At 34.6% G+C, this 16,784-nt stretch carries 10 protein-coding genes; all 10 read right to left on the bottom strand.

Annotated elements, in window-relative coordinates:
- Positions 1-48: 48 nt before the first annotated feature.
- Positions 49-1,887, bottom strand: coding sequence for an acyltransferase family protein (locus I6U51_RS09345; RefSeq protein ID WP_211142394.1), 1,839 nt, complete (start codon positions 1,885-1,887; stop codon positions 49-51).
- Between the two features lie 264 nt (positions 1,888-2,151).
- Complete coding sequence (locus I6U51_RS09340; protein WP_211142393.1) at positions 2,152-3,372, bottom strand: amidohydrolase; 1,221 nt, start codon at positions 3,370-3,372, stop codon at positions 2,152-2,154.
- Positions 3,373-3,479: 107 nt separating this feature from the next.
- Positions 3,480-6,092 (bottom strand): selenium-dependent xanthine dehydrogenase, encoded by a 2,613-nt coding sequence (xdh, locus tag I6U51_RS09335; RefSeq protein WP_211142392.1) that lies wholly within the window; start codon positions 6,090-6,092, stop codon positions 3,480-3,482.
- A 91-nt stretch (positions 6,093-6,183) separates the two neighbouring features.
- On the bottom strand, positions 6,184-7,575 hold the full coding sequence (hydA, locus tag I6U51_RS09330) for a dihydropyrimidinase (RefSeq protein ID WP_211142391.1): 1,392 nt from the start codon (positions 7,573-7,575) through the stop codon (positions 6,184-6,186).
- Between the two features lie 39 nt (positions 7,576-7,614).
- Positions 7,615-8,964 (bottom strand): nucleobase:cation symporter-2 family protein, encoded by a 1,350-nt coding sequence (locus I6U51_RS09325; RefSeq protein WP_211142390.1) that lies wholly within the window; start codon positions 8,962-8,964, stop codon positions 7,615-7,617.
- Between the two features lie 20 nt (positions 8,965-8,984).
- Positions 8,985-10,307 carry a putative aminohydrolase SsnA gene (ssnA, locus tag I6U51_RS09320; protein ID WP_211142389.1) on the bottom strand — a complete coding sequence of 441 codons (1,323 nt, stop codon included), beginning with the start codon at positions 10,305-10,307 and terminating at the stop codon, positions 8,985-8,987.
- 36 nt (positions 10,308-10,343) lie between these two features.
- Positions 10,344-11,936: an N-acyl-D-amino-acid deacylase family protein gene (locus tag I6U51_RS09315; protein ID WP_211142388.1), complete on the bottom strand. Its 1,593-nt coding sequence runs from the start codon at positions 11,934-11,936 to the stop codon at positions 10,344-10,346.
- Between the two features lie 15 nt (positions 11,937-11,951).
- Positions 11,952-13,160 carry a YgeY family selenium metabolism-linked hydrolase gene (locus I6U51_RS09310; protein WP_281395946.1) on the bottom strand — a complete coding sequence of 403 codons (1,209 nt, stop codon included), beginning with the start codon at positions 13,158-13,160 and terminating at the stop codon, positions 11,952-11,954.
- A gap of 27 nt (positions 13,161-13,187) precedes the next feature.
- Positions 13,188-14,402: a diaminopropionate ammonia-lyase gene (dpaL, locus tag I6U51_RS09305; protein WP_211142387.1), complete on the bottom strand. Its 1,215-nt coding sequence runs from the start codon at positions 14,400-14,402 to the stop codon at positions 13,188-13,190.
- 239 nt (positions 14,403-14,641) lie between these two features.
- Positions 14,642-16,396: a sigma-54 interaction domain-containing protein gene (locus I6U51_RS09300; protein WP_211142386.1), complete on the bottom strand. Its 1,755-nt coding sequence runs from the start codon at positions 16,394-16,396 to the stop codon at positions 14,642-14,644.
- Positions 16,397-16,784: the final 388 nt, after the last annotated feature.

Genomic DNA, 16,784 nt, shown 5'->3' with positions numbered 1-16,784 from the left:
TCATTCATTCAAAGAAGACATATGGTTTATAAAAGAAAAATATTGTAACTATTTAATATTTTTATTTTCACTTAAAGCTTGATCTATAAGGGATGTTAAAGCTTCAATCCCTTTAGGCTGCAAATGCACACCGTCAGATACAAAATACTCAGGATGGTTAATTGATGAAGAATACCAATCAATTAAAGTTACATTATCTCTTTCTTTAGCTTTTTTATTTAAAGCATTATTCACTTGCTTTTCCCATTGGCGTGGTACACGTACATTTACTAAATAGATATGCGCTTTATTAAAAGAATTAAGCAGATTATCAATCTCTTTATCAGTAAAATAACCATTTGTCCCCAACTCAATAATGACAGCTTTATTTGCATCATTAAAAGCTGCATAAGTAGGTGCCAGCTCAATAGCTTGATTCAGTTGCCTTCCAACTTTTCCATCAATCGTGATGTTAGGATATACTTTATTAAGATTTGATGCAATATCTAACATGACAGAATCTCCTATAGCCAATATTTCATTGTAAGATTTAGTGGCAGCCGGAGAACTTGTCTCACTTTTTTTATCAGAGCTTATATCTGAATCTTTACTTATAGAAGATTTCTCTGTATTATTGGTAATTGTTTCAGATTGAGCTGCTTTAACCTTTTCCCCTTGCTGCTCTGCTTTTGTTGCAATGGTGCTTACAGCAGTAACCACAACAAGTACTATAGGTACAATTACAATTGCAGTCATTCTAGCCAAAGATAGTCTTCTAAAGCGAAAACCATTGATTGTTAGACATCTCCTAAAAAATCCTTTAAATCCATACTTTTGTATAGGTGTTTCTATAAAACGGTATGAAAACTCTGCAATAATAAATGTAATAGCCAGTTGCGCACATACACGCCAGCCTGTTTGATTTCCTATTTCATAAACAGGAGTACTCAAAACAATAATAGGATAATGCCAAAGATAAATACCATAGGATCTTTTACCAATCCAGCGTAGAGGCTTCCACGAAAGTAAATGACCTAAATAACTGTTAGGACTACAAACACAAGCTATAAGTATGGCTGAATTTAAGCTAAACAGAAACATACCACCCCTATATAAAAATGTTTGATATTCATTCATGAAAACTACGCTAAAAATAAAAATAGTGAAAGTAATCATACTAGTAATATTCAATGCTTTTCTTTTTCTCATAGTAGCATTATTTTGTGATAAAAATCTTTTCATTGGAAAAATCATAGCTAGCCAACCGCCTATAAGTAATTCAAAAGCGCGGGTATCCGTCCCATAGTATACACGACTCGGATCCTCACCTGGATTATACAATATACCCATTAACATAGCTGAACATACCGCTCCAATGAAAACAATGTTAGCAAACTTTGTTCGCTTTTTAAAAACCTTAAGCCCTATTATCAGAATAATAGGCCATATTATGTAGAATTGTTCTTCTATTGCTAAGGACCAAAGATTTTTAAAAGGTGAAGGTGAACCAAAACTATCGAAATAAGAGATCTTGTGAAAAATAAACCACCAATTACTTGCATAAATAATAGAAGATATTCCATCCTTTAAAACTGTAGTTATTATTTTTCGATTAAACAGTGTCACCCATGTAAAAATAGTTATAATCATTACATAAGCAGCTGGTAGCAACCTTCTAATACGTCTAATCCAAAATTCCTTCAAACTAAAATTAAAGTCACTTCCTAGTGAAGTTAATATTTGGGATGTTATAAGATAACCAGATATAACAAAAAAGATATCAACCCCTAAAAATCCACCCATAGCCCAGCTGAATCCAAAGTGATAAGCAATAACTGCTAGTACTGCAAAGGCTCGAAGTCCATCTAATCCAGTGATATATCGACGATTCTGCATATTGTTTAACATAAAAAACACCATCTCCTTTGCTAATTGTCTTTAAAAATATTTTCAATCAATATTTATCTATCCATATGTTTTCATAATAATAGACGTAGAAGTTCCGCAAAAAGTTTTAAAAGCTCTCATATTTCGTCATAAAATGCATGCCAACATTAATTTCCAACGCGAGAACAATCACCAGAGACTCTTGGATGCTACTAGAGTCCTTGGTGATTGCCTTTATGCTAGGAAATATAAATAAAGAAATTAAAATAGGGTGTTAGTAACACCCTATAGTATATTATTCTTTATTATTTCCCCTTTAAAGACCACAGCTTTTCTTTCAGTTCTTCTAGCCACAGCTTCTGCTGAACAGGATGCTTTCGTCAAAACAAAACTAGCATCATCTCCTATTTGTGGCCATATTCTATTTCCTTTAGCATCTAGAATCGTCTTTCCACCTGTAATAAAACTAATTCCTCTAGATAATGAGTATTCATCTATCCAGCCAAACCTTTCACATAATCTTGTTGCTCTTTCAAGCATGTCTCCAGTTCCAAATGGAAACCAATGATCTGTAATACTATCATTTACAGCTGCAACCTTCACGCCTTTTTCATGAAGCATAGGTATAGGTATAACTGGGATATCTATTGGAATTGAGGAAGATATGCTTATTCCACTAGCTGCCATAGCCTCAGCCATCATCGAAGCCTCTTCACTAGAAACATGAGCTAAGCAATAGCAATGACTTATGTTGACTCTTCCTTGCCACTTTGCTTCCTCTACAAGCCTTATTAATCTCTTTATCGTAAAGATACCTAGACTACCACCATCATGTAGATGAATATCTATATCCGAATCAAAATTAGTTGCAATATCCATTATAGTATTTAGAGATTTATCTATATCTCCATCAACATTAGCAGGGTCCAGTCCTCCCATTACATTGCCCCCCATATTCATAGCCTCTTTTATAAGTGACACCGTATTACCTTTTAAAAGGCCATGTTGTGGGAATGCTACTATATCATAAGTCATCTTATTGTTGAAAGATTGGAGAGCCTTTAAGGTACCTTCAACATTTTTTAAACAGCATATCTGATCTACATTACAATGAGTACGAACATGCACTGCTCCGTTATCTGATAAAAGCTTTAACACTTTTTCAGCCCTATCTACTAGTGTTGGAAATTGATCAACTAAGAGTGTTTTTTCTTCTTCTATACGCCCTGCTACACCCCTAAAAGGTTTGCAAGCTTGCCATTCACTACCATAATAAGTCTTATCTATATGTATGTGATTTTCATGAAATCCAGGGAGAATAAGTAATCCTTTTCCATCAACAATATTTATCCCTTCACAGTTTATTTCTCCTTCTACAAAGTCCTCTACCTTACCATCCTTAATAAGAATATTATAAATAGATGTTTTGGTACCTACTATATCACTTTTTTCATATATAAATCCATCTTCTAGTAATACATTCTTTAACCAATAATTATTATTCATTCTCTAATCTCCAAATAATTTTATTTTATTACATCTTAAATTTCTGAGATATCAATAAAGGACATCTACAATGTTTAGATGTCCTTTATTGATATAAGTTATTATGTCTACTTTTTCTTTCTGTAAGCAGTATCTTCAAGAGGATAATTATATCTGAATTCGCCGTCTTTTTTGTAGTACGCATTTTGACATGCTGGTGCAGCTACACAGCATACTATTTCACCGATACCCTTACCACCATATGCAACGGAATTAGGATCATTTTTCTCAATTAAATGAGTTTCAACATGTGGCATTTGACTTGACTTTAAAAGTCCTATAGTACCTAGTTTTACTTGAGGAACCCCCTCTTTTAGTGGGAAGTTTTCTGTTAAACCATATCCAAGCCCCATAGCTACCCCACCTTCTACCTGACCTTCTGCAGAAAGAGGATTAATTGCTCTACCAATGTCATGTGCAGCAATAACCTTTACTAGCTTTCCTTCCTTATCGATAACAACAAGTTGTGTTGCATATCCATAAGCAACGTGGCTTACTGGATTAGGTTTATCAGAACCGATTGGATCTGATTTAAAATCAAATTCTCCAATATATTCTTTGCCCTCTAAATCTTTTAATGTATTTCCTTTGTCTAAATCAGCTTTTAATTGCAATGATGATTGATGTGCTGCTTCCCCTGCAAATACAGTTTGGCGAGACGCTGTTGTAGTTCCTGAGTCAGGTGTATACTTAGTATCAGGATGTTCAACGACAATTGTATCTGGAGCCAATCCTGTTGTTTCAGCTACCATCTGCATTAACACAGTTTGTAAACCTTGTCCAATTGCAGCAGCAGAAGATCTTACATAAACTTTTCCATCTATTACTTTTAGGTTACAACGTCCGGTATCAGGGACACCTACTCCAAGACCTGCATTTTTCATTGCTGAAGCAATTCCTACATAGTAATTTGGATCTGCTTCATACTTTTCAAATTCTTCTTTTACTGCTTCTAATGTTTCTGCCATAGCAGTTCCTTCATCTGCTATCTGTCCATTAGGTAGTGATTGTCCTGGTCTAATAGCATTTCTATAACGGAACTCCCATCCAGAAATTCCAACCTTCTCTGCAAGCTGATTTATAAGTGGCTCTACTGCTGCACAAGACTGTGTTACTCCAAAGCCACGGAAAGCACCCGCAGGTGGATTATTAGTATAGTAAGCATTTCCTTCAATGTCCATATTTTGATAATTATAAGGGCCTCCTGCATGAGTACAAGCTCTTTGTAGAACTGGACCACCAAGAGAAGCATAAGCACCTGTATCAGAGGTAAGTCTAGCTTTCATTCCTTGTAATATACCATTTTCATCGCAACCAACTTTTACGTAAATATCCATTGCATGACGTTTTGGATGATAGTTTATACTTTCCTGACGGCTAAGCCATACTTTTACTGGTCTCTTAGTCAAGTACGCACAAAGTGCTGCTTGATGCTGCACACTCATATCTTCCTTACCACCGAATCCTCCGCCGACAAAAGCACTTTGTATTCTTACCTTTTCCATTGGAAGTCCAAGATAATTACTAATTTCATGATATTCATCATAAATACCTTGTCCACCAGTTATAACCTTTACGCCATCTCCATCAGGTAATCCAATTGCAGTTTCTGGTTCCATGAAAGCATGTTCTTGTGGTGGAACGTGAAAAGTACCTTCCACTACAAACTTAGAATTTGCAAGTGCAGTTTCCGCATCTCCTCTTTTTACTTCTTCATGATCCAATAAGTTGTTTTCTGGAATTCTAAACTTACCGAATTGCATAAAGCCTTCTCCATGTACTTGGTGAGCTCCTGGAACAGCAGCCTCCTGTGGAGTACGAATTGGTTCTAATTCTTCATATTCTACTTCCACGGCTTTTACAGCTGCCACTGCCTGTTCTTTTGTTTCAGCAACCACCATTGCAAGAGTATCACCAATGCATTTAGTTTCCTCTCCTATATCAATCATACCTGGCCAGTCTTGTGCTAAGTGACCAATATATCTCTTTCCTGGAATATCCTTTGCCGTGTATACAGCAACAACTCCTGGCATTTGAAGAGCCTTGCTTGTATCGATAGATAATACTTTTGCACGAGCATACTTACTGAATACATTCTTTCCGTAAAGCATACCCTCAAACTCATAGTCATCCACGTATTTTGCTGTTCCCAATGTCTTCTCACGAGCATCCACACGGCAGACTCTCTCTCCAACCTTACCTGTTTGTTTTAATTCAGGGATTTCCAAGTTTTCTCTTAGCATTTTTGCAGCTAAAAGAATACCTTCTTCAATCTTAGCATATCCAGTACAACGGCAAATATTAGTACGAATAGCCTGTTTTATATCCTCGCTTGTAGGATCTGGATTTTGATCAATTAAACATTTACCGCATATAACCATACCTGGAATACAGAATCCACATTGTACAGCTCCTGCAGCAGCAAAAGCATATACAAATACGTCCCTCTCTCTTTCTGTAAATCCTTCTATAGTTTGTATCTTCTTTCCTTCTAATCTAGAAAGCTTTTGTACGCAGGCACGAGTTGTTTTTCCATCAATAATAACAGTACAAGTTCCACAAGCACCTTCTTTACATCCGTTCTTTACTGATGTTATTTTTAACTCATCACGTAGGAAATCCATTAATGGCATGTCTATTTCAGATTTATAACACTTACCATTTACATTTACTTCAAACATTTTAAATTCCTCTCTCTCTATTAAAGGCATCTTCAAAAAAATATTCAACCTATTTTGGGTCTTATTATTTTCTTTCAGATGCCTTACCTAATTATTTTTTGGAAAATGGTTTTCTATGCAAGTATATTCCATCAGGGGATTTTGACACTATATTTGAATTAACAACAATTTGTCCCCCTCTTAAAAATACATGAAGTACTTTTCCCCTTTGATCAAAGCCTTCATAAGGATTATAGTCAACATTTTGTATTTGATTCTCAGCAGTTATTACTCCTCTATATTCTGGATCCCACACAACGATATCTGCATCGCTTCCTACCTGTATTGTTCCTTTTTGTGGGAAAAGTCCAAATAACTTTGCAGCATTTGTTGATGTCAATGATACCCACTGATTTTCAGTTATTGCTCCAGTAGCTACTCCATAGGTATAAAGTAAAGCCATTCTATTTTCTACTCCAGGAGCTCCATTTGGTATTTTACTAAAATCTTTAATTCCTATATCCTTCTGCCCTTTGTAATTAAATGAACAATGATCTGTGGCCACAGTATCTATTTCATTGAATTTAAGCCCCTTCCAAAGTGACTTCTGATCATCAGATTTTCTTAGAGGAGGAGACATTACATATTTTGCTCCACTAAACTCATCTTCCCCTTTTGGATCATAATATGAGTCATTTAATAATAAATACTGTGGGCAAGTCTCCACGTAAACCTCTGCTCCTCTTTTTCTTGCTTCCATAGCAATACTAAGTGCTTCCTTTGAGCTTAAATGTACTATATAAACAGGTACACTTGCTAATTCCCCAAGCTGTATTGCTCTAAATACTGCTTCTTTTTCTGCCTCTGCCGGCCTAGTTTCTGAATGATATTTTGGTGATGTGTTCCCCTTACTTTTAGCTTCATTCACCAATACATCTATTACATCTCCATTTTCACAATGAAATCCGATTAAAGCTCCTATTTCGCTGCTCTTTTTTAATGCCCTAAAGATAGACCCATCATCCACCTGCAAGGTATTTTTGTATGCCATATACATCTTAAAAGAAGGTACACCTTCTTTTATCATATCGCCCATTTCATTACATATACTTTCATTCCAGTCAGTTATCGCCATATGGAAGCCATAATCGCAATAACACTTCCCCTTCGCTTTTTCGTTCCAATTTTGTAATGCCTTTTTTAAAGTTTCCCCTTTGTTTTGAGTTGCAAAATCGATTATAGTAGTTGTTCCTCCGACTATTGCAGCTCGTGTTCCACTTTCAAAGTCATCTGCAGTAATAGTAGAACCAACATCTAAATCAAAATGGGTATGAGGATCTATACCTCCTGGAAGGAGGTAGCAGCCCGCTACCGAAACTACCTTGTCTCCTTCACATTCTAGGTTATCTCCTATAGCAACAATTTTTTCCCCTTCTATTTTTATATCTGCTTCATAACTATCTGCTGCAGTTATAATCCTTCCACCTTTAAGAACTATACCCATTGAAAAATCTCCTTCCAAATCATTATCTACTACTGCTGGTTAAGCTTGTTTGTTTTCCTTTTTCCCTATCTCATTAAAGAATATATTTAGAAGTACTGCTGCCAAGCTTCCTGTAGTTATACCACTATGGAAAATTGTTTGCACCCAATTTGGAAAGTTATGATAAAATCCGTCATTTGCCACTGGAATCATTGCAAGCCCTACACTAACTGCAACTATTACTGCGTTTTTAGTTCCGTCATATTGAACTTTTCCTAGAGTTCTTATACCACCAACCAAGACCATACCAAACATAGCAAATCCAACCCCACCTAATACTGGCTTCGGTATAGCTACGATTAATGCACCAAACTTAGGAATAAAACTTAAAACTAGTAGTATCACTCCAGCATATATAGCTACGAATCTTGACTTAATACCTGTAAGACTAACTAACCCTACATTTTGTGCAAATGGTGTTTGTGGGAAACTGTTAAAAATACCTGCAAGAAGAGTTGAGATACTATCTGCCATAAGTCCTCTTGTTATATTTTTTCCTTCTACAGGCTTATCAACCATTTCATGAACAGCCATCATGTTACCTGTAGATTCCGTCATTAGCACTAGCATAACTAATCCAATGGAGATTATAGCTGAAGGATCAAATCTAGGTGCTCCAAAGTGTAAAGGCATATTTACACTAAACCAACCAGCTTGCATAACAGGTTTAAAATCTACCATTCCAAACATAGCTGCAAGTATTGTTCCTAAAACTAATCCAAATAATATAGCCGCACTATTCCAAATTCCCTTTAAGATCTTAAATAGTAATAATGTTATTCCTAAAACCGATAAAGCCAAATATAGTTGTGATGGAGTTGCAGGCTTTACCGCACTATTTGTTATCCACTTAACAGCTGTAGGTAATAGAGATATACCTATTGTAAGTACCACTGTACCAGTAACTACCTTAGGAAAGAACCTTATTAATTTTCCGAATAATGGAGCTAAAACAATTCCAACTAAACCAGCTGCAATTACCGCTCCATAAATCGTTGTCATAGCCAAAGTTGAGTTTCCCTTGTAGGTACTAGCTATAGCTGCCATAGCTGCTACAGCAGCGAAACTTGTACCTTCTATAACTGGTATCTTAGCTCCTAGGTATCCCTTAACTCCAGCACTTTGGATTAATGTTGCAATACCAGCCATAAATAATCCAGCGTTGATAAGAAAAACTATTTCCGCTGGTGACAGCCCTGCAGCACCTCCTACAATTATTGGCACTGCCACAGCACCAGCACACATTGCAAATACGTGCTGTATTGAAAATATCCATGCTTTCCCTAAACTCATTGGTTCATCAACAGGTGCAATATTAACAACATCATTTTTAACTTTTTCTTCTACCATTTTTCCACCCCATAAATTTATTAAAATCTATCCCATAATTTTGCTGCTAATTCTCTTGATTTAGCATAAATTAATTCTTCATCTATTCCTGTTATTACTCTATCCTTCATAAGAACTTTTCCATTTACTATAGTTGTGTCAACACTTCTTCCAGTCATTCCAAATAGAATATGACCATTGTAATTATTTTCATTCATTATAGTATGCGGAGTATAGTCCACTATAATTAAATCAGCATAAGCACCCTCTTCTATACTTCCAAGAGTTTTCTCAAAATACTTAGACGCTATTGCTTTATTATTATTAAATAACATAGTAGGAACTTCTCCCCATGCTACACTTGGATTAGAAAGATTATGCTTGTGCAGTATATTAGCTACCTTCATAGATTCAAACATATCACTAGTATATCCATCAGTGCCAAGTCCTACAGTTATTCCCTTATTCATCATTTCTAATACAGGTGCGCATCCTACTGCATTTCCCATATTAGATTCAGGATTATGCACTACATTGGTTTTGGATTCCTTTAAAATCTCCATTTCAAAATTGTTTACATGAATACAATGAGGAGTAATAGTTTTTTCGCCTAACATATTAAAATCCATAAGTCTTTGAACTACTCTTTTACCATATTTATTTAACGAATCATAAACATCTGCTATTCCTTCAGCAGTGTGTATATGATATCCACTATTTAAACCAACCATAGCCTCAGCACATTTTTCCATTGTCTCATTAGAAAGTGTCATTGAAGCATGTAATCCAAACATTCCCTTTAGCATGTCGCTATCATCAGCATTAGCATGTTTTATGAAGTTAACATTCTCTCTTATGCCTTCTTCCATTATTTCTTTTCCATCTCTATCTGAGACTTCGTAGCAAAGACAACTTCTAACGCCCATTTCCTTTGAAGCTTCTGCCATTGTAAACAAACTGTTTGTAATAGCCATTGGGCTTGCATGGTGGTCAAATATAGTAGTTGTTCCATTTTTTATACAATCTATTATTGTAATTAAGGCACTATATTTTACATCCTCAAGTGTAAGGACTTTATCAAGCTTCCACCAAAGATTTTCAAGTATTTCTACAAAATTATATGATGGTGCTGAGGATATTCCTCTAGCAAAGGAGCTGTAAAAATGCATGTGAGTATTTATCATACCAGGCATAATTACTTTTCCCTTAGCATCTATGAATTCTGCATCTGGATATTTTTTTCTAATATCTGCTGTACTTCCAAATTCTTTTATAATATTCTCTTCTATTGCTACACAACCGTTTTCAATGTATGGTGCTTTATTATTTTGTGTAACTAATCTTCCATTACCTACTAACAGCATCCTTGTGCCTCCTTGCTAAACTATTATTAAGTTGTCTTAGGACCTAGCTTTTCTTAATACCTTGCCTGCTAATACTTTTTCATACTTTCCATCATCTATAACTACGTTTCCATTTATAATGACGTATTGAATTCCTTCTGGATACTGAATAGGATCCACATAAGTCCCCTTATCTTGTACAGTTTCTGGATCAAATATAACTATATCTGCATAATTGCCAGCTGTTAAAGTACCTCTCTCTTTAAATCCAAAAGCCTCTGCAGGTTTTTTTGTCATTTTATAGATAGCTTGCTCAAAGGTTAACGCTTTCTCTTCCCTCACGTATTTTCCGAGAACTCTTGGAAATGCTCCAAATACTCTTGGATGAGGTTTTCCTGCTAAAAGACCATCTGTACAAACATTTTGCTCTGGTCTATTTAGGAATTTTATTACATGCTCTTCGAGACCATAGAAATCTACCATTCCAACAGCATTTTCTTCTTCATAAAGAAGATTGAAGGTAGCATCATAAGGGTTTTTACCTCTTATTTCTCCTATTTCTACTAAGCTCTTTCCTACTAAATCCTCGTTCTTTTCTGTTTTTACACTTGTAACAAAAATTTGATCCATGCCAGCAAAGTCAACGAAGTTATCCCAACCTGGTATACCATTCTCCATATCCTCTACCATCTTTGCTCTCATTTCTGGATTCTTAAGTCTTTCTAGAAGCTTATCAGTTCCTCCATCATGAGCCCAAGGTGGAAGGATAACTCCAAGCATTGTGCTTCCAGCTACATATGGATACTGGTCAAAGGAAACTGTTATTCCCTCAGCCTTTGCCTTTTCAAGAAGTTCTATTACCTGATCTATATATTTCCAGTTTTTCTTTCCACAAACCTTGAAGTGTGAGAAGTGAATTTTTACACCAGACTTTCTACCTATTTCAATAACTTCTTCCATTGAATCTAATATAGTGTCTGCTTCACTTCTTTGATGGACAACAAATACCCCATCGTACTCAGCTACAACTTTACACATTTCAATTATTTCATTAGTCTGTGAATATGCACATGGCATATATATGAGTCCAGTAGAAAGTCCATAAGCTCCAGCTTCCATTTCTCTTCTAGTAACTTCACACATCTTTTGTATTTCTTCAGCATTTGGTTGTTTGTTGTCTAATCCTAAAACTTCCATACGAACATTTCCATGTGGTACTAGATAACTTTGGTTTAATCCAATACCCTTTTGTTCCATCATTTTTAGATAGTTGTCAGTAGTTTCATATGTCCAATCTATTTCATTGCTGTCACCATCTAATCCTGCTAGATTTTTTCTCCAAGGACTTATATACTGCTTTGGAAGCGGTGCCATTGATATACCATCTTGTCCTAAAACTTCTGTTGTTATACCTTGTCTTATTTTTGTCTCGTTAAAAGGATTTACAAGTATTTTAAGGTCAGAGTGGCTATGTGTATCTATAAATCCTGGACACACTATCATTCCCTTTGCATCAATTGTTCTGTCAATGCTACTCTCTTCTAGTTGACCTATTTTTGCAATACGGTCATTTTCTATAAGGAGATCGGCCTTATAGGCCTTATCTCCTGTTCCATCTATAACTAACCCATTTCTAATTATGGTTCTCATTATTAATCACCTTCATTATTTACTATATACTGATTTTAATATTCCGTAGTATCCTTCTGCGCCTTTGTATAACTGCTCTTGCTCAATATATTCATCTATTGTATGTGCAAGATTTTCTTTTGAAGGACCAAAGCCTATTGTCTTTATTCCCTTTTCTCCTGCATAGTGGCTTCCATTTGTACAGAATGAGTAGTGTGCAATCTCTGGATTAATTCCAACATCTTTTAATCCTTTGTAAGCAGCTTGTACAAAATCATCCTCTTCATCATATAACCAACCTGGGAAGAATCTTTCTCCTTCAATAACTTCTCCAGTAAAGCATCTTTCTTTACCTATAGCATAAGATACCTTTGCATCTAATTCTGGATCTTGCTTCTTTAACTCTTCAACTAATGCTATAACTGGTGCAAGTACAGATTCTTTAGTTTCTCCTACAAGAAGTCTTCTATCAAAAGTAGCCTTACAGTAATCTGGAACTACTGAAGCTCCTGGATATGGAGAAGATTTTATGTCTGTAAGAACAAGTATTCCTTTTCCTAATACTGGTTGCTCTATAGTTTCAATATCCTGAACTTTTTCAATTATTTTTGACATTTTATATACAGCGTTTATACCTTTTTCTGGGTTAGCTGAGTGTGCTGGCTTTCCGAAAGTTTCTATAACTACTTCAGCACGACCACGTTGTCCTCTCTTAAGGTTAAGCTCTGAAGCTTCTCCAATTACAACTAAATCTGGATTTATAGCTTCACTTATTTTACGAGCAGCAATTCCTTCAAATATTTCTTCATGAACAACTCCTGCTACATAAAGGTCTCCTGCAAAATCTTTCTTTGTATCTTCAGCAAAGTATGATACTGCAGCTATCATTGCACTTACTGCACCTTTCATGTCTGAAGCTCCACGACCATATATTTTTCCATCTTCTATTTCTCCACCAAATGGTGCATGTTTCCACTTTGAATCGTCTGGAACTGGAACTGTATCTATATGACCATCAAATAGTATTGATTTTCCTGGTTTGTTTCCTTTTATGTGTCCAATTACGTTTCCATAAGCATCTACGAAACAGTCATCATATCCCATTTCTTTAAACGCTTTTTTTATAGCCTCTACTACTTTATCTTCTTCCCCAGAAACGCTTGGATTACGTAATAATTCTTGACATAATTTAGTTAATTGTTCTTTTCTTTCATTAGTTAGCATATTGCTTTTCCTCACCTTCATTTTATTTTAACTTTAAACTTATTTTAATTAGTAGCTTCCGTATTCTCCATCCCATACTATACTTCTGTATTTATCAGGATCAGTGTCTCCCTCTGTACTAAATAAAAGTACTCTTGAATTTTCATTTAAGTTTAATTTTTCTCTAAGCTCTTTCATATCTTCTCTAGTCATTATTGATGCTATAAGTCCCGCTGTAACTGCACCTGATTCTCCTGAAACAACCTTGTTATCACCTTTTAATGGGTTACCTAACATTCTCATTCCCTTTGCTGAAACCCAGTCAGGGCATGATACGAATACTTTGCTATATCCTTTTAATACTTCCCATCCTATAGTGTTAGCTTCTCCACAAGCTAGTCCAGCCATTATAGTTGGCATATCTCCTGTAACTGCTCTAGCTTTTCCATCTCCAGCTACTGCTGATTTGTATAAACAAGCTGCTTCATCTGCTTCTACTATTACAGTAGTTGGACATTCAGCTCCAAATACTGATGCAAAGTAACCTTGAACAGCTCCTGCTAAAGAACCAACTCCAGCTTGTACAAAAATATGTGTAGGTCTTTCAATATTTAATTCTCTTAACTGTTCTAAAGCTTCAGATGCCATAGTTCCATATCCCTGCATTATCCATGTTGGAATTTTTTCATATCCTTCCCATGCTGTATCTTGAACCATAACTCCATCGTGCTCTTCTGCATATTTTGCTCCTAATCTAACTGCATCATCATAATTCATATCAGTTATTGATGCCTCAGCACCTTCTGCACGAATGTTTTCTAGACGAGTTAATGATGATCCCTTTGGCATATATACAACTGATTTTTGTTTTAATTGATTAGCTGTCCATGCAACTCCACGACCATGATTTCCATCAGTAGCAGTTACAAAAGTAATTTCTCCAAGTTCTTTTCTTGTTTCATCAGAAGTAAGTTTTTCAAAATTAAGTTCTGAAATATCTTTGTCTAATCTTTCTGCTAGATATTTAGCCATAGCAAAAGATCCTCCAAGAACCTTAAATGCATTTAATCCAAAACGATATGATTCATCTTTTATATAAATTCCACCTAATCCTAGGTTTTTTGCTAAGTTATCTAATCCTACTAATGGGGTTCTTGAGTACTGCGGAAAGCTTTCATGAAAATTTCTAGCCTTCTTTATTTCTTCATGTCCTAAAAAGTCAACAGATACCTTATTATTCTTTGATAACATATTATTTTCTTGCCATTGTATTTTACGGTCCATATTAATACCTCTCTCCCTTGATTTTTTCTACACAACTACTTCATAGCAATTAGCGTGCCAAAACTCGATTTTTTTCATGAAAACTTTTTCATAAAATCAGACTATTAGCAAATATCAATACTTTAAGATTATAAAAAAATTTTTAAACACAAAAAAATATGCATGGATCTACATTTTACTCCATGCATACTTTTTACTCATAATCTATTTTTTTACATTTTTCGTTATCAAATTGATAATTACTTAATTCCTTCTAATTTTCTATAGAGAGTAGCTATTCCAATTCCTAATTGCTTAGCTGCCGCTTGTTTGCCTTTTGTGTCATCACCATAAATCTCAATAGCTTTTAATATATATTCCTTTTCTATATCCTTAAGTTTTCTTATAACATTTTCTTGATTTTGCTCACTGTCCTCAGTGTTTTCATAATCTACAATATTCTGAGGCAGCATTTCTAACTTTAATACTCCACTTTCATCTGCCATATTTATCATAAACTCTATTGTGTTTTCTAGTTCTCTAACATTACCTGGCCAAGAGTAATTTATAAGCATTTGTTTTGCCTGATTATCTATTAAATGGACAGATTTATCAAATAGCTTATTATACTTTTCCACCATATTCATAGCTATAGGCTCAATATCTTCCCTTCTTGCTCTCAAAGGTGGAATCTCCATTGGAATAACATTAAGACGATAATATAAATCCTCTCTAAATTTATTTTCACTTATAAGCTTTCTTATATCTTTGTTTGTTGCAGCAATCACCCTGATATCTAGCTCTATAAGTTGATTTGAACCTATTCTGGCAATTTTTCTTTCTTGAAGAACCCTCAAAAGCTTAACTTGAAGATAAAGTGGCATATCACCTATTTCGTCTAAAAATATTGTACCTTTATTAGCTAATTCAAATTTCCCTATTCTACCGCCTGGATCAGCGCCACTAAATGCACCTCTCACATACCCAAATAGCTCACTCTCTAGCAAGGTATCCGGTATTGCACCACAGTTAATTGCTATAAAAGGCTTGCCATTTCTATCACTCTCTGAATGGACAGCTCTTGCAATAAGCTCTTTACCAGTACCACTCTCCCCTGTAATAAGCACTGTAGACTTTGAGGATGCTACCTTTTTTATTTTCTCCTTTAGCAGTGTCATAGCTCTAGATGTTCCTGCAATATCCTCAGTTTTAATAGGTTTCCATGCATAAGCTGTTTCATATATTTCTGTTTTTACCTTCTTTAGCTCATTAAAAATAAATATCTTATCGTATTCTCCCAATATAGGATAAACTGGTATCAATCTTCCCATAAGATTAATCTTTCTTCCATCTACATTTATAGTGTACATTTCTCCACCCATTATATATTCACTAGTAGCATTTATATCTATTACTTTATTTAGATGGGCTGCTGTAAGCTTTAATTGTTTCATAGCACTACTGTTCATGTGCACAATTTCACTATCATTATTTATGATTAGAACACCTTTATCTACACTATCGATAACCTGCTTTAAAACTTCTACCATCATCTGATCTCGTTTATTTTCTGAGTATTCATAAGCCTTGGCGCTAATAAACTCTCCTATTTGAGATAAAAACTCCAAATAAAAGTCTAAATTTCTAATTAGATGTTCTTTTTGATCTTCATTTGAACAAATTAGGCCTATTACACCTATTATTTCATTGTTTAACTTTATAGGATTACATACCTGCATTTTTTCAATACAGCAATCTTTGTCAACACATTCCTCACATAGATAATGGGCTCCTGGGTTTTTTACAATGTGATTTTCTCCTGTTGTTAAAGTATGTTTATAGATGTACCCTTTCTTTGATATATTCTCATTGATTCTATTCTTATAAATACCAGTACCTGCAATTCTGATAAGGTTTTTATCTACAATCTCGACTTCAACTTTTATTATAGTAGAAATTACATTTGCATATTTTATAACAGTGTCTTGTATATGCTTTAATATCGAAACTTCCATAGTACTCCCTTCTCTATTCTAATTTATAATTTATTTTAAAATTCATACAACTTTTATCAAAATGATAACACATTTTGTCGAACTTTAAAAGATAATATGCTATAAATGTATTATAATATATTATTATCAAAACGATAACTTTTTATCAATATGATAATGAAAATTTCAATTATTTTTCACAATATTACTTATCAGTAATTTTTATCCAAGCAAATTTTATAACTATTTATGATTATAAAATTTTTGTAGCGGCTTAAATGTCGCTATTTTACTAACTAATTTTATATTAGCATGTCTTTAATTAAGATTTTTTGTTTTTCCTGGCACATTAGTTGCTTGTAATACTTTATACAGAATTATAAATTAACTCCATCATGCATGAGGTAAG

The sequence above is a fragment of the Clostridium aciditolerans genome, assembly GCF_016316925.1.
GTDB lineage: Bacteria > Bacillota > Clostridia > Clostridiales > Clostridiaceae > Clostridium_AM > Clostridium_AM aciditolerans.
The sequence above is the reverse complement of the archived record's forward strand: the minus strand, read 5'-3'. Positions and strand labels throughout refer to the sequence as shown.